This window comes from Paenibacillus sp. ClWae2A (assembly GCF_032452295.1).
GTDB lineage: Bacteria > Bacillota > Bacilli > Paenibacillales > Paenibacillaceae > Paenibacillus.
On the sequence record NZ_JAULSQ010000004.1, the window covers coordinates 25,861 to 40,591 of the forward strand.

Consider the following 14,731-nt stretch of genomic DNA (forward strand, 5'->3'; position numbering starts at 1 on the left):
GCCTAAACAGGAGGAACGACAATGATCAATTCACATATTATTCAACTGCTTGCCCCCAAAATTCAGACTTTTCCGAGTGGAAAAGAGTTCATATACCTGGTGGGACCAATCAAGCTCCCGGTTAACCTCGATGGGGAGACCAAGACATTCCAGTGGTACAGCTGGATGAAGTCAGACAAAGCGATGGAGAGCGGGGAGTTGATTGAATCCCTTGCTGCTGCTGAACTGGCAGAGCGTCAACAATCCAGTGTTCTGGTATATGGTGACTTTGCTGACGCGCAAGAAGCACTGATCCGGATGCACAGCATCTGTCATACAGGCGACATCTTTGGCAGCAAACGCTGTGATTGTGGCTTCCAATTGGAGCAATCCATGAAAATGATCGCCGCTCACGGAGCGGGTGCACTGTTCTATCTTGCGAACCATGAGGGACGTGGCATTGGTCTGTTCAGCAAAGCCATGGCGTACATTTTGCAAGAAGAAGGTCTGGATACGGTAGATGCGAACTTGCAACTCGGATTCACGGACGATGCTCGTAATTATGACGACGCGATTGCTGTATTGCGTGCGCTTCGCTCCGCACCGGTTACATTGATCACCAACAATCCACGGAAGCTGGCTGCCTTGCAGGAAGCGGGATTGAATGTGGGCGGACGTGTACCACTGTGGGGAGATCGCTCTGCATTCAACGAGAAATATCTGCAAACCAAAGTGAACCGTTCCGGTCACTTGGCTGAAAGTGATGGATGGGCTGGGGCAGAGACGCTGCTTCCGCATGCGCAGGCTTAATCATTATTAATAGACGTAATCGATTAGTTGATTAGTCGTTGGTGTACTCTCCGTTATGGAGAAGTACAGCAGCGGCTTTTTTTATATTGATGATGATGTGGCTAATCAGGTTTTCTTGATTCATGGAATGGCTTGCCGTTCCCACAGTGCGGATTATACAATATAGTCATCTGATGAATGCGGGAGGAACGAAGGTGCCATTTGAGGGACAACGTATATTGCCGGCTGCAAAGAGCATGAAGCAGTTTGAAGCGATGATTGAAGGCCCTTATACCTATGGGGTGATGCTGGAAACTCATATTGCTCAGCTTCAGAGTGTAATGGACGAGGCGCGGCGGTATGACAAAAAGATACTTTTGCATGCAGATCTGGTCCAAGGATTAAAAAACGATGAGTATGCGGCAGAGTATCTGTGTCAGCATATTCGCCCGGCAGGACTGATTTCTACGCGAGCGAGTGTCATTCAGAAGGCAAAGCAGAAAGGCATTACAGCAATTCAACGTATTTTTCTGCTGGATACCCATGCACTGGAGAAAAGTTATCTGTTGCTGGCCAAAACCCAACCTGATTATATTGAAGTACTACCTGGCGTTATTCCGCATATTATTGCGGAAGTATCTGTGCGTACGGGTATCCCTATTATTGCAGGAGGATTGATTCGATCACCGGAAGAGGTTGAACTTGCGCTTGGCGTCGGGGCTACGGCAGTGACCACATCCAACGCAGATCTGATCCGACACTTTGGGAAATCGCTTACACCGTAAAAAGAACCCACAACAGGAGGTTATCTGTATGGAAAAATATATATTGGCTCTGGATCAGGGAACAACAAGCTCCCGAGCTATTCTGTTTAACCGTGGCGGAGAGATTGTGCACATTGCACAGCAGGAATTCCCGCAATATTTCCCCAAACCAGGCTGGGTAGAGCAGAATGCCAACGAAATCTGGAGCTCCATTCTTGCCGTGATGGCTTCATGTCTGGCAGAGAGCGGAATCAAACCTGTTCAAATTGCTGGAATTGGAATTACGAATCAACGGGAGACGGTCGTGGTATGGGACAAAGAAACAGGCAGACCCATCTATAATGCTGTGGTATGGCAATCCAGACAGACCGCAGATATCTGTGAAGAATTGAAGACACAGGGACTCGGGGACCTTTTCCGCCGCAAAACAGGATTACTGATCGATCCCTACTTCTCGGGAACAAAGGTGAAGTGGATTCTGGATCATGTCCCTGGTGCCCGGGAGCGGGCAGAGAAGGGTGAAGTGCTGTTTGGCACGATTGATAGCTGGCTGATCTGGAAACTGAGCGGGGGGACACATGTCACGGATATATCCAATGCCTCACGTACCCTGATCTATAACATCTATGATCTGCAATGGGATGACGAATTGTTGGATATACTCGACATTCCCAAGGCCATGCTGCCAGAAGTGCGAGGTTCATCCGAGGTGTATGCACACACAACAGACTATCATTTCTTCGGTCATCGGATTCCGATTGCGGGAGCAGCAGGAGATCAGCAGGCAGCGATGTTTGGTCAGGGCTGTTACACCAAGGGCAGTATGAAAAATACATATGGTACCGGTTGTTTCATGCTTATGAATACGGGAGAGAACCCGGTACAATCCAATCACGGACTGATTACGACGATTGCCTGGGGCATGAATGGCAAGATTGAATATGCACTCGAAGGCAGCATTTTTGTTGCAGGTTCAGCGGTTCAGTGGCTGCGTGATGGATTAAGAATGCTTCGCTCTTCAAAAGACAGCGAGGATTACGCCTCACGTGTGCCTTCGACAGACGGCGTTTATATGGTGCCTGCATTTGTGGGACTGGGCAGTCCGTATTGGGATAGTGAGGTTAAGGGTGCGGTGTTTGGCCTGACCCGAGGCACGACGAAGGAACACTTTATCCGTGCTACGCTTGAAGCGTTGGCGTATCAGACCAAAGATGTATTGGAGGCAATGGAATCCGACTCGGGTATTCCCGTGCATGCTCTGCGTGTGGATGGAGGAGCAGCGGCGAATGATTTTCTCATGCAATTCCAGAGTGATATTCTGGGCATTCCTGTCGAACGCCCAACGGTGAATGAAACGACTGCATTGGGTGCAGCTTATCTGGCAGGATTGGCGGTTGGCTATTGGACGAACGCGGATGAATTGACCGATCATGAAAATACAGAGCGTGTCTTCCAGCCTGTTATGGCTGAGCAACAACGAACAGAACTGTATGCAGGCTGGAAGCGTGCAGTGAACGCAGCGATGGCTTTTAAATAAAAGAAGTGAATATTCCTTGGTGTGGGTATTTGTACTTTTTAACTAAACATATGTTATAAATGATATTTACTGGTGGAAAATGATGCATGATTTACAGGGTTATTCTTCCTGGATGAGGCAAAATATATAACCACTATAAGGAAAAAAATATGGTTAGTGGATTCATTTGAAATTCCATCCTCTGGCAGAACAACTTTTTGAATTTTTTTTGAATAATGTGTCATTTCAGGACTTCACGCCGTCAAAAATCTGTGATAGGATAAAGGCACAAGTTAAAAAATGATGTCTGGAGATCGGGAGGGACCACGTACCGCTCAGCAATTGCTGAGCGAATGACGTGGTCCTTTTTTTGTTTTTTTACGGAAACATTAAGGAAATTAATGGGAGGTTTAAGAATGACAGCAACGTTCTCGTCAGCACACCGGACCGAATATTTGCAAAACATGGCGAATGTACATTTTGACGTATTAATTATTGGTGGTGGGATTACAGGCGCAGGGATTGCATTGGACGCGGCTTCCCGTGGATTGAAGACAGCGCTTGTAGAAATGCAGGATTTTGCAGCAGGTACATCCAGTCGATCGACCAAACTTGTCCATGGCGGATTGCGATATTTGAAGCAATATGAAGTGAAGATGGTTGCTGAGGTAGGACGGGAGCGGGCTGTCGTTTATGAGAATGGGCCACATGTGACAACACCGGAACCGATGTTGTTACCGATCTATACGGCAGGCACGTTCGGCCGCTTCAGCACATCCATTGGACTGATGGTGTATGATCGGCTCGCCGGGGTGAAGCGTAGTGAACGACGCCAAATGTTGAGTGCTGGAGCGGTGTCAGATAGTGAACCTTTATTACGCAAACAGGGGTTGTTGGGTGGTGGACTCTATGTGGAGTACCGGACTGATGATGCCAGGCTCACCATTGAAGTCATGAAAGAAGCTGTCAAACGTGGGGCACAGGCAGTGAACTACGTCAAGGCGAAAGGGTTCCTGAAGGAGAATGGCAAGATTACAGGTATCGAAGCTATGGATCAGATCGATGGGCAGACCTATACGCTGAAAGCAAGCAAGGTGATCAACGCTTCTGGTCCATGGGTGGACGGTCTGCGGGAATTGGATGGTTCGCGTCAGGGGAAAACGCTGCAGATGACCAAAGGCATTCATTTGGTCTTTGATGGTGAACGATTCCCATTGAGGCAGGCAGTTTATTTTGATACACCAGATGGTCGAATGGTATTTGCTGTCCCACGTGATGGCAAAACCTATGTAGGCACAACCGACACTGTATATCAGGACGATCCTGCACACCCGCAAATTTCCGAGTCGGATCGCGATTATGTGATTGATGCAGTTAATGGCATGTTTCCAGATGTACACATTGGTACCGGGGACGTGGAATCCGGATGGGCGGGTGTGCGTCCACTAATTCATGAGGAAGGCAAGAATCCTTCCGAAATTTCACGTAAAGATGAAGTCTGGGTATCCGAATCCAATCTGATTACGATTGCCGGGGGCAAGTTAACCGGATACCGTAAAATGGCCGAGATGGTCGTTGATCTGGTCGCACGCCAGATGGAGCAGGAGAGAGGACATTCCATAGGCCCTTGCGTAACCAAGAAGATGCCCATCTCCGGCGGTGATGTAGGGGGTTCGGCTGGATTTGTATCGTATGCAGAGCGCAAGATTAAGGACGGTGTCGCCCTTGGGCTTGCTCGACCTGCTGCTGAGCGGCTGGTTCGCACGTATGGTTCCAATGTGGAGGCACTGTATGAGCGGATGCCCGATCCACGCACGAAGTCCGAGCTTCATGGCATGCCACAGGAGCTATTGCTGATGTTACGTTACGCGATTGATGAAGAGATGGCTGTAACCCCGTCTGACTTTTTGGTACGAAGAACAGGTGATTTATTCTTCCGCATTGACGAAGTTCGTCGCTATAAAGCAGCGGTTATCTCGTATATGGCAGGTCGTTTGAACTGGTCTGAAGAGCAAGAGGTTAAGCATACACAGGAACTGGATCAGCTGTTGCTGGAAGCATCCGGCAAAATCTGAGGCAGGATTTCAAGGTCGAGAGTCGAATGGAACATGTAAGCGTGTAACATAGAGAGGGGATTACATCCATGACACTACAGATCGGAATCATTGGAACAGGCTGGTTCAGTAAGGTGCACGCGGATATTCTCGCACGGATGGAAGGTGTTCGTGTTGCGAGTGTCTGTGGAACATCGCTCGAAAAGGCAGAGGCTATGGCCTCCGTCTATGATGCTGTTGGTTACGGGGAACTTGAACATATGCTGGATGGTGAGAAGCTGGATGCGGTGTATATCTGTGTGCCTCCGATGTCTCACGGATCGATTGAGTCGGAATTACTCCGCCGCGGTATTCCATTCCTGGTGGAGAAACCTTTAAGCACCGGAATGGACGTTCCGCGTCAGGTATTGGATCAGGTGCAAAAGAGCGGATTGTTAACCTCTGTCGGTTACCATTTCCGTTATCAGGAGGCTGCGCAGGTCCTGCAGCAAGCGATGAAAGAACAGACGGTCGGCATGGCTCTTGGCCGGTGGATGGGCGGAATGCCAGGGGTTGCCTGGTGGCGGCGTCAGGATGGTTCAGGAGGACAATTTGTAGAGCAGACGACACATATTGTAGACTTGCTTCGGTATTGTGCAGGAGAAGTTACGGAGGTATATGCTGTAGCAGCTCAGCGAAGCATGCATGAGAAGCATGAGCATGTCACCGTTGCTGATGTGGCGAATGTGACGCTCAAGCTGGAAAGTGGAGCGATTGCCAGTATCGCCAATACATGTCTGTTGCCAGACGGAGAGGGCGGCGCAGGGCTTCAGTTCTACACGGATGCCGGCGTGTGGGATTGGACGCCGGAACGTTTGCTTCTGCCAAGTGCCGCAACACATGCGATGGCAGGCCTGGAGATTCCGGCAGGACATAATCCATATGAGCGTGAGAATGAAGCGTTCATTCATGCCCTGCGTACGGGAGACCGTTCACAGATCCTGTCCGATTATGCGGATGCCTGCCGTACACAGGAGATTACAACGGCGGCCTTGGCATCGGCAGATTCCGGTCTGCCGGTACAGCTTAAGCCTTCAAAGCATCTTTCTCATTAAATGGTTGAAGGTAATATAAATACGCCTGAATCAGGGAATGATCCGCAGATCAGCCTGATTCAGGCGTATTTGTGTTGAGTAGAGAGTATTGAGCAGCAATTCAACTACTCGGATTTCTGCTGTTTCAACCAGTCGGAAGACCAACTGTAGATCTGATCAATGACAGGTTCAATGGCTCTGCCTTTAGGTGTTAATTCATACTCTACACGGGGAGGTATCTCGGGAAACATATGCCGGGTTACGATACCTTCCGTCTCCATTTCCTTCAATCGCTCCGATAAAAGTCGTCCACTGATCGCCATCTCTGCTTCAAGCTCCGTAAACCGCTTGGGTCCGGACAACAGTTGGTACATGATTAACAGTACCCACTTCTTGCCTATGATGTCTATGGCTTGAGTGATCATACAGGGACTTGGTGCTTTTACTTTTTTCAGTTTCAACGTGTTCACCTCGATTCATGATTATTTTCTTCGCAGGTTGTATATGAAAGGACATGGTTTCTGCCGCTTTAAGAATATAGGACATCCAAGTAAATGAGGGTTACTACAAAATATACTGTAACATACCTTTTGTATGTATTATACATCATACAGTGAAAAATTACTTGAAGAAATTATATTATTATTATATACTAACTTCACAAAAGTAAGTTGGTGATAAATAATACGTATAATATGAACGCGTACTATTCTGAAAATTGAACTGGGCTGAACGGTTGAAAACAGAGTGACCTTTGGGAACTTTTACATAGATTCTTTTTTTACAATGTGCAGCAAAAATAATCATTACATAGTAGGAACATATAATTTGTTACAGGAGGATCTACATATGAACAAGATTTTGGGTTACGTTTTTCTGGTTGTGTTAGCAGGTGTCTTCGTCATGACGGGGTTTAACAAGATTAGTGGGGCAGATATGATAATTCAGACATTCGAAAGTTTCTCTTATCCGACATGGACGATGTATCTGCTGGGCGCTGCGGAGTTGCTTAGTGCTGTAGGACTGCTGATTCCACGTACTCGCATCCTGGCTTCTGGCATACTGACATTCATTCTGATTGGGGCCGTGGGAAGTCATCTGATCTATGCACAATACGCTGCTGTTCCGTTCCCGGCTGTGTTGTTGGTAGCTAACATCATTGTTCTGGTGGTGGGCATGCGCAGATTGGAAGCGGAAGAAGAAGGCCAGATGGACGCGATTCAGGTGTAAGTTAAAGATAAGAGGGAACGTTATTGGGCTATTTACCGAGGAAAAGGTATTCCTGTCAAAAGGAATGTAAACCTGGATGCCTATGCAGAAGATGACCACTGCCAGTGAGCGGTGGTCATCTTTTTTATGAAAGACTTCGCGTGGCACGTTTAACGATTCGCTGCGTATGTTTGGTATCCGACTGCTGAGTCCAAGTGGCACAGACCTGCCGCACCCACTCTGGATTCGTCTTGCTGGCGTCGTTCAGCCAGTTACTTACCGAATCCTGCACATACTTATGGGCATCGGATTTCACCGCGTCAAGCAAGGGAAGGGCCATGGCCGGATTTTCTTTTAACTCCTGAATATGCTTGGCCCAGACGCCACGAGGTCTGATTGATTCTATGGCAAATCGACGGATCAGTGGATCAGGGTCAACGCTCCATGGGATTAACTGTTGCAAGGCTGAGGATAATTCGGCAGAGATGGACTCCCGTACAGCCATCCAGGCGATTTCTCTTACACCAAAGTGATGATCTGCTGCAAAGGGCCGAATATGCTCCAACTTTTCAGTCAGGTTCAGACCGGAATCCAGCCCAATGATATAAGCCGCCCAGCAGCGAACACTGTCTGAACGATGCTCTGCAATGGAACGAAAGAGACACGTTTGTTCATTCATTGTTAGACGTTTCAACAGATTAAGCCATTGCATGGCTATGGCCGGGATGATTTTCATGATCCGCTGCTCATCCATCTGTGTTAACTGCTCTGTAATTGCACTGGTTTCGGCATCCATTCCCCATTCATGGGTAACCTTCTCAAAAAGAGAAACATGATCTACAGCCAGCCATTCGGTCAGATTGACCGATTCGATATGTCCTGCTTGTAGCCAATTGCGGATATGCTCCGGGATTTCCGTTGCTTTACGGGCACCTTTGCGAAGAAGAATGTCTTCAGGGATAAATAGATCTGGCTTAGCATCCAACAGTATATTCCTCCTTGGTTGTATAACATCATGAGTTATACAGTACAACTTGCTGGAGAACAGGGATGTAAGGCATCTTACAAGTGGGTAGTGATTTTCCCGAGGGTGGCGATTTCGTCACGATGAAGGGAGACTGATTTGAATCCGGTACGAATACGGCCAGTTTTTGCCAAGTCTTGCATGACAATCGTAACCGATTCCCGTGTAGCTCCCGCCATCCAGGCAATCTCCTGATGGGTAAGCGCGAGTTGAATCCGGCAGTACTCATTCTCTTCGATCCATCCCATCTGTTCAGCCAGTCGGAAGAGATTATGTATCACCTTTTCATGCAGGTTTCCGAGTGCAAGCGTCTGTGTCAACTCGCTCATTCGTTTGATCCGCTCGCTTAGTACGTTCATCAGTCTCATCATAAATTCCGGATGTTCAATCAGAAAATGTTCAAAACGTTGTTTGTTCATCAGGCAAATATCACACTCCTCCATCGTTTCGATATAAACGGCACGTGTTCCGAGTGAGATTCCGTTCATTTCTCCAAACACGTTACCTTCCGTCAAAATATCGAGAGTGAACTGCTTGCCCTCCGGATTTAATGTATATAAACGAACCTTTCCCCTTTTTACAAAATAGAATCCTTCTGTAAACGTATCCGGTGTCTGGATCTGTCTGTTTTTGGGTATGGTCGTAATAGAAGTCATCTCATCCATTTCAATCAGGTCTGCCTCTGACAAGGAGGACATGAGGTCAAATTGTGATAAATACAGAATTTTATCCATAGAACTCCTTTCCATTACGATATGAATATAAAAAAAGAAGAACCCAAGATAAACAACGGGTTCTCTTGCAGCGGGACTTCCTGAATTGGAAGGTCTTCTGACTATAAATGATCCAATACCATTCTGATTATAGTAACTTTTTTAATTGAGAGACGCGTCCTTGGCTGATGCCAAGCTTTTCCGCAATTTGCTGTTGAGCCAAACCAGGATTCTGTTCAACAATCTCTTTCATCTGTTGCAGCATGCGCGCCGTTTTCGGCCGCAGATCCGGATATTCTTGGTTGTCAGCTGTGGTCCCTTCTTCCCTAGCGGGAGATGAGACTGAGGCGGATTTGGAAGCAGGACGCTCCACGGGTGCAGGAGCCTGTTTGTTCTGAGGTACGAACCAGTCGGGAGAGTCATCCGGGTGTTTTAATTGAATTGCACAAGTCCGGCAGATGAATTGTTCTTTGAAATACATTTCCGTATCTACATCACCGCAAAAAATACATAATGTTGATTTGTACTTTCTTAAAATCAACTCTTTCCCTTCAATGAAAAACTCAAGCGGATCGCCGATATGGATTTCCATCGTATCCCGCATTTCTTTGGGAAGGACAATTCGTCCAAGACGGTCCAGAGATCTCTTCATTCCGGTTCTTTTCATCGCATCTCCCCCGCAATATTCTCAATTAAAACCTGTCCTTATTGTAAGGAAGAAAGGGCTTTAATACAACAATAATATTTCAAAAAAGTGGGATAATTCCATCTATTATGGGAAAATAAGTTTGGAGAGGATGGGTGCAACGGCTAAAGTGAACAATGCAGCGAGCACCATGGAGATGCTGGAGATGGTACCTGTCAGGGAACTTAGTTCAAATGCCTTGGATGTCCCTGTGCCATGGGCACCGGTTCCAAACAGTGTGCCTCGTGCAATCTCCCCATCGATGCGCAGCATTTTGACGATCGAAGGCCCCATAATAACACCAAGCAGACCAGTCATAATAACAAAAACAGCCGTCACTGCGGGTATGCCACCGATTGTAGCGGATACATTCATAGCAATGGGTGTAGTAATCGATCTTGGGATCAGACTATGAATGAGACCGGAATCCAGACGCAACCATTTGGCGAGCAGGGCAGAAGAGAGCACTGCAACGACTGATCCGGTCATGACACTGAAGACAATCTCGGAAATATGTTTTTTGAGCACATGGAAAAAGGTGTAGAGCGGTACGGCAAAAGCCACGGTGGCCGGTTGGAGAAGCAGACTCAGCCATTTGCCGCCACTGCTATACGTGGCATAATCCGTTCCGGTTGCAAGCAATATGCCAACAACAAGCAGCGGCGTAATGAGCAGTGGAGACATATATACTTTCGGGAGATTACGATACATTCGTTTGGCGACCCCATAGATACCGACGGTTAACAACAGGCAGAGAAATCCAATCATCCGGTGTGACGCCCCTTTCGTTTGGCAATTCGTGTAGCAACCAGGCCTGTGCAGGACATGACCAGGAAAGTACTAAGTAGTACGATGAATAAAATCTGCAGTCCGTCATGCTCCAGCATGGGCATATAGTTCATAATGCCAACGGCTGACGGGATAAAAAATAACAATAGTTCACCGAGCAGCCAGGCCGCTCCAACTTCAATCCAGCGCAGCTTCACGACACGGGTCTGAAGCAGAATGAATAACACGACCATACCGAGTATCGAACCCGGTACAGGAAGGTGGAGAGTACGGGCCAGCAGGTCCATGAGCAGTGAAAAAACCATTAAGAGCGCAACCTGTGCAATACCAAGGCCCCATTTCTTCACTTCAATCCCTCCTTGTATAATCAACGTAATCGTTTAAGTTATTATGAAAATGAATGGAAACGTTGCTTGAATCAATTTCATAACTCACTAAAAGTGAATTTATGTAACTAGATATAGACAAATTGAATCGTTTTGATCTATATCTAGCCCTGATTGAAGCAGCCAAAGGTATTATGAAAATGATTCATTTGATATCATAAATTTTACATGGCATTCTTTCATGAGTAAAATGCATATTAAGAATGTTTACTATTCCATTTATCTATGAGAGGTGGGAATCAACCAATGGATATCCGCCATTTGCAATATTTTTTAGAAGTTGCCCGGCAGCAGAGCTTCACAAAAGCCGCCGAAGTTCTGTATATCACCCAGCCTACAATCAGCAAGACCGTCAAGAGTCTTGAAGAGGAATTGGGTATCACGCTACTGGACCGTTATGGCAAAAAGGTGGAACTAACCGATGCAGGTCATGTGTTTTTTCGGCAGGCACTTGAGATTGAAAAATCATTCCGCAGTCTTTCGTCCGAATTGGACGATCTGATGAACTTGAAGAAAGGCCATCTGCGGATTGGCTTGCCGCCGATGGTGGGCTCCAGCTTTTTCCCCATGATCATTGGTGAATTTCACAAAGCCTACCCGCAGGTGACCATTCAGCTGTTTGAGGATGGTGCCAAAAAAGTGGAGGCCGATGTGATCAGTGGTGCGCTGGATATTGGCGTTGCCGTACTGCCAACCGTGGATGAACTGTTGGATCATTTTGTGTTTGTCAAAGAGAAGCTGAATCTGCTTGTGCACCCTTCACATCCACTTGCGGGGAAAGAGTCGGTTGCGCTGCATGAACTGGAAAATGACGCTTTTGTATTGTTTCGGGAAGATTTTGCATTGCATGACCGGATTATTGTGGCCTGTCAGGAGGCCGGGTTCCAACCCCGGGTGGTATATGAGAGCTCTCAGTGGGATCTGCTCAGCGCGATGGTTGCCGCCAATCTGGGTGTAGCCTTATTGCCGGAGACGATCTGTCGTGAGGTGGACCATATGCGCGTGCGTATTATACCTGTGGTGGAACCGGTGATTCCATGGCAGCTCGGGATGATCTGGCGGAAAGATCGTTATTTGTCTTTTGCCACGAGAGAGTGGATTGGATTCACACAGTCGATGCTGGGTGAGTAAGGAAGCGATTGGAAGGTTATTCTGTCATTGTTGTGCCTAGTGTAAATATTCTTTTGTTGACCCCGGATCGTTGTTACAATGGAAGCATAATAATGTGGAGGTGTACGAACATGAAACTGCGGGTATCCGCTGTACAATACCAATTGCATACAATCAGCTCGTTTGAGCAGTTCGCCGCTCAGGCTGAGCATTACATACGGACAGCGAGTGAATACGGAACCGAATTTGTGCTGTTCCCTGAATTTTTCACAACGCAATTAATGTCCATTGGGGACGAACAAGGCAATGCACTGACGATTGAGGATCTGCCAAACTTTACGGAGCAATATGAACAACTGTTCACGTCACTTGCTGCCAAGTATGGCATGCACGTCATCGGGGGAACCCACGTCATTCGCCGTGAAGGGAAACTGTATAATACAGCCCACATGTTCTACCCGGATGGTCGCATCGTGCGCCAGGACAAGATTCACATTACACCAACCGAAGTTCAGGAATGGAATATGGCTCCCGGAGATGGACTTGAGGTGTTCGACACCGATAAAGGCCGTATTGCCATGCTGACCTGTTACGATATTGAATTTCCGGAAATTGTACGGATGGCCAAAGCCAAAGGCGCTGACGTGATTTTCTGTCCCTCCTGCACGGACGATCGTCACGGATTCTACCGTGTGCGTTATACGAGTCATGCCCGCGCGGTGGAGAATCAGGTGTATGTTGTGTTAACCGGAACAGTGGGTAACCTGCCGACCGTTGACTTCATGCGTGCCAACTATGGACAGGCTGCCATTATTACGCCGAATGATATCCCGTTTCCGCCACGTGGCATTCTGGCCGAGGGTGAGATTAACAACGATATGATTGTGACCGCCGATCTGGATCTGGATTTGTTGTATGAGGTGCGTGAACGTGGATCAGTAACGACCTGGCGTGACCGCCGTACTGATCTATATACCGATTGGGAGTAGGCAACCTTATAGAGGTTGTTCAAAAAGCCCGCTTTTGATTACGAAGGATGCCTAGTGGCATCATCAGCATCGAATATGGAATTCAGCCGAAATGTCCGTTGCTCACGTAGTCTTCCCTACGCTCCGCTACTCCATTTCTAGCTTCATCCCATCTTCTCGGTACTGAAAACCGACCTTTTTGAACACATAATTAAAACCGAAGCAAAACAGAGTTTTGGAGTTCATTTGTCAGTGGAAAGGGGTGACCCGGCAACATGTATACCAAAGAAATGCTGATTACCGACCCTGAGCGAAGTGGCAAAAGGGTAAAAGCAGTCGTTCGCAATTATGTTACAGCCGACTTTGAGGAACTCATTCGCATTCAGGCGGAGAGTTTCCCTCCTCCTTATCCGGAAGAGCTGCTCTGGAGTCACGAGCAGCTCACCAGTCATGTGCAGCATTACCCGGAGGGTGCCATCTGTATTGAAGTCGATGGAGAATTGGCTGGCTCAATGACCTCGCTACGGATGCAGTGGGACCCTGCACATCCAGCAAGTCATACCTGGGCCGAAGTAACAGATGACGGTTATATTCGTAACCACCAGCCGGATGGCAACACGCTGTATATTGTCGATCTCTGTGTTCGTCCAAAGTACCGCAAATGGGGACTGGCTCAGCTTATGATGCAGGCGATGTACCACCTTGTCATCGCTCAGGGGATGGATCGGTTACTAGGTGCTGGTAGAATGCCCGGTTATCATCTGGTTGCAGACCAACTGTCTGCGCAGGAATATCTGGATCAGGTAGCAGCGGGAGAGAGGCGTGACCCGGTGATATCGTTCCTGCTTCGCTGTGGCCGCATGCCTGTTGGTGTGACCGCAGACTATCTGGACGATGAGGAATCCTGTAATTATGCTGCCCTGATGGAGTGGCGGAATCCGTTCAAATAAAAAAACAAATGAAATACATCATTCAATTGAGGGGGTATTTATTCATGGAATTCACGCGTATTACATCCATTAAAGATCCATTGTTTGCTCAAATGCACAAGTTGATGCAGGAGATTTTCCCGCGGGAAGAAGTGCTGGACTTCCCCCTGTGGGAAGAACCGCTGGAAGATCCGGGTATTCGGGTGTTCGTGGCTGTGCATGAGGGACAGGTTGTTGGGGCGACAGAGTACCGTTATTACGAGGACTGGAACGTAGCCATGACGGACTTTACGATTATTGGGCGCGAAGGACTGGGGATCGGCAGTTTCCTGGCGAATCACCGCAAGCGTGATCTACAAAAGCTGGCTGCAGCAAAAGGGAAAGAATTGTTCGGCATGTTTGCCGAAATCTATAACCCTTATCTGAGTCAGGATCACGAGTTTGGTGGCATCAAGCCGATGGACCCGTATGTACGTCGCGAAGTATTGTCCCATCTGGGATACCAGCGTCTGGACTTCCCGTATGTTCATCCATCCTGGCAAGGGGACGGCGAAGCGGTTGGCGGATTGGATCTGTGCTTCATGCCAGGCGATGAGTCGCTTGGTGAACTGCCAGCAAGTCTGGTGGCTGATTTCCTGAATCGTTATTATGCGGTGTTACCAAACAAACCGCAGGAATGGCTTGCCATGGTAGAGCAATTGACTACTCGTAAGTCTGTTGCATTATTGCCGTTGTAATCATAT

The 14,731-nt window shown here is 47.7% G+C and carries 16 protein-coding genes; 10 read left to right on the plus strand and 6 right to left on the minus strand.

The window, feature by feature from the left end:
- Positions 1–21: 21 nt before the first annotated feature.
- The 5 genes from QVE09_RS14845 to QVE09_RS14865 all read left to right on the plus strand — a co-directional run bounded on the left by QVE09_RS14845 (position 22) and on the right by QVE09_RS14865 (position 6,196).
- Positions 22–789 (plus strand): GTP cyclohydrolase II, encoded by a 768-nt coding sequence (locus tag QVE09_RS14845; RefSeq protein WP_315937402.1) that lies wholly within the window; start codon positions 22–24, stop codon positions 787–789.
- Between the two features lie 194 nt (positions 790–983).
- Complete coding sequence (locus QVE09_RS14850; protein ID WP_315937403.1) at positions 984–1,553, plus strand: glycerol-3-phosphate responsive antiterminator; 570 nt, start codon at positions 984–986, stop codon at positions 1,551–1,553.
- A 28-nt stretch (positions 1,554–1,581) separates the two neighbouring features.
- A complete protein-coding gene (glpK, locus tag QVE09_RS14855; protein WP_315937404.1) occupies positions 1,582–3,069 on the plus strand; it encodes a glycerol kinase GlpK in 1,488 nt (495 codons plus the stop codon).
- 395 nt (positions 3,070–3,464) lie between these two features.
- Positions 3,465–5,123, plus strand: coding sequence for a glycerol-3-phosphate dehydrogenase/oxidase (locus QVE09_RS14860; protein WP_315937405.1), 1,659 nt, complete (start codon positions 3,465–3,467; stop codon positions 5,121–5,123).
- A 68-nt stretch (positions 5,124–5,191) separates the two neighbouring features.
- Positions 5,192–6,196, plus strand: coding sequence for a Gfo/Idh/MocA family protein (locus tag QVE09_RS14865; RefSeq protein WP_315937406.1), 1,005 nt, complete (start codon positions 5,192–5,194; stop codon positions 6,194–6,196).
- A 104-nt stretch (positions 6,197–6,300) separates the two neighbouring features.
- Here QVE09_RS14865 and QVE09_RS14870 read toward each other — a convergent pair whose 3' ends face one another.
- On the minus strand, positions 6,301–6,600 hold the full coding sequence (locus QVE09_RS14870) for a winged helix-turn-helix transcriptional regulator (RefSeq protein WP_026081419.1): 300 nt from the start codon (positions 6,598–6,600) through the stop codon (positions 6,301–6,303).
- A 424-nt stretch (positions 6,601–7,024) separates the two neighbouring features.
- Here QVE09_RS14870 and QVE09_RS14875 point away from each other — a divergent pair, with 424 nt between their 5' ends.
- Entirely contained in the window at positions 7,025–7,405 is a 381-nt protein-coding gene (locus QVE09_RS14875) for a DoxX family protein (RefSeq protein WP_315937407.1), read from the plus strand.
- A gap of 124 nt (positions 7,406–7,529) precedes the next feature.
- Here the strand turns inward: QVE09_RS14875 and QVE09_RS14880 are convergent, their stop codons facing one another.
- The 5 genes from QVE09_RS14880 to QVE09_RS14900 form a co-directional block, all read right to left on the minus strand.
- The gene (locus QVE09_RS14880; RefSeq protein ID WP_315937408.1) at positions 7,530–8,369 is read right to left on the minus strand and encodes a DNA alkylation repair protein; all 840 of its coding nucleotides are present in this window, start codon (positions 8,367–8,369) and stop codon (positions 7,530–7,532) included.
- A 77-nt stretch (positions 8,370–8,446) separates the two neighbouring features.
- Positions 8,447–9,142 (minus strand): Crp/Fnr family transcriptional regulator, encoded by a 696-nt coding sequence (locus QVE09_RS14885; protein WP_315937409.1) that lies wholly within the window; start codon positions 9,140–9,142, stop codon positions 8,447–8,449.
- Positions 9,143–9,269: 127 nt separating this feature from the next.
- Entirely contained in the window at positions 9,270–9,788 is a 519-nt protein-coding gene (locus QVE09_RS14890) for an AbrB/MazE/SpoVT family DNA-binding domain-containing protein (protein WP_076209663.1), read from the minus strand.
- Positions 9,789–9,893: 105 nt separating this feature from the next.
- A complete protein-coding gene (locus QVE09_RS14895) occupies positions 9,894–10,574 on the minus strand; it encodes an LrgB family protein (protein WP_315937410.1) in 681 nt (226 codons plus the stop codon).
- A complete protein-coding gene (locus tag QVE09_RS14900; RefSeq protein ID WP_307541481.1) occupies positions 10,571–10,942 on the minus strand; it encodes a CidA/LrgA family protein in 372 nt (123 codons plus the stop codon). Before QVE09_RS14900 ends, QVE09_RS14895 begins: the two co-directional genes overlap by 4 nt.
- Before the next feature lie 285 nt (positions 10,943–11,227).
- On the opposite strand from QVE09_RS14900, the gene cidR reads away from it, so the two are divergent.
- From cidR to QVE09_RS14920, 4 genes are all read left to right on the plus strand, one after another.
- Positions 11,228–12,112, plus strand: coding sequence for a cidABC operon transcriptional activator CidR (gene cidR, locus QVE09_RS14905; protein WP_315937411.1), 885 nt, complete (start codon positions 11,228–11,230; stop codon positions 12,110–12,112).
- A 110-nt stretch (positions 12,113–12,222) separates the two neighbouring features.
- The gene (locus QVE09_RS14910; protein WP_315937412.1) at positions 12,223–13,080 is read left to right on the plus strand and encodes a carbon-nitrogen hydrolase family protein; all 858 of its coding nucleotides are present in this window, start codon (positions 12,223–12,225) and stop codon (positions 13,078–13,080) included.
- A 254-nt stretch (positions 13,081–13,334) separates the two neighbouring features.
- Positions 13,335–14,009, plus strand: coding sequence for a GNAT family N-acetyltransferase (locus QVE09_RS14915; protein ID WP_315937413.1), 675 nt, complete (start codon positions 13,335–13,337; stop codon positions 14,007–14,009).
- Between the two features lie 44 nt (positions 14,010–14,053).
- Positions 14,054–14,725 carry a GNAT family N-acetyltransferase gene (locus tag QVE09_RS14920; protein WP_315937414.1) on the plus strand — a complete coding sequence of 224 codons (672 nt, stop codon included), beginning with the start codon at positions 14,054–14,056 and terminating at the stop codon, positions 14,723–14,725.
- The last annotated feature ends 6 nt before the right edge of the window (positions 14,726–14,731 follow it).

Bases quoted from the DNA above. Each gene is read 5' to 3' on its own strand.
- QVE09_RS14920 (WP_315937414.1), top strand. From the start codon at position 14,054: ATGGAATTCACGCGTATTACATCCATTAAAGATCCATTGTTTGCTCAA.
- QVE09_RS14865 (WP_315937406.1), top strand. From the start codon at position 5,192: ATGACACTACAGATCGGAATCATTGGAACAGGCTGGTTCAGTAAGGTG.
- QVE09_RS14890 (WP_076209663.1), bottom strand. From the start codon at position 9,788: ATGAAAAGAACCGGAATGAAGAGATCTCTGGACCGTCTTGGACGAATT.
- glpK (WP_315937404.1), top strand. From the start codon at position 1,582: ATGGAAAAATATATATTGGCTCTGGATCAGGGAACAACAAGCTCCCGA.
- QVE09_RS14875 (WP_315937407.1), top strand. From the start codon at position 7,025: ATGAACAAGATTTTGGGTTACGTTTTTCTGGTTGTGTTAGCAGGTGTC.
- QVE09_RS14870 (WP_026081419.1), bottom strand. From the start codon at position 6,600: ATGATCACTCAAGCCATAGACATCATAGGCAAGAAGTGGGTACTGTTA.
- QVE09_RS14915 (WP_315937413.1), top strand. From the start codon at position 13,335: ATGTATACCAAAGAAATGCTGATTACCGACCCTGAGCGAAGTGGCAAA.
- QVE09_RS14895 (WP_315937410.1), bottom strand. From the start codon at position 10,574: ATGATTGGATTTCTCTGCCTGTTGTTAACCGTCGGTATCTATGGGGTC.
- cidR (WP_315937411.1), top strand. From the start codon at position 11,228: ATGGATATCCGCCATTTGCAATATTTTTTAGAAGTTGCCCGGCAGCAG.
- QVE09_RS14910 (WP_315937412.1), top strand. From the start codon at position 12,223: ATGAAACTGCGGGTATCCGCTGTACAATACCAATTGCATACAATCAGC.
- QVE09_RS14885 (WP_315937409.1), bottom strand. From the start codon at position 9,142: ATGGATAAAATTCTGTATTTATCACAATTTGACCTCATGTCCTCCTTG.
- QVE09_RS14860 (WP_315937405.1), top strand. From the start codon at position 3,465: ATGACAGCAACGTTCTCGTCAGCACACCGGACCGAATATTTGCAAAAC.
- QVE09_RS14845 (WP_315937402.1), top strand. From the start codon at position 22: ATGATCAATTCACATATTATTCAACTGCTTGCCCCCAAAATTCAGACT.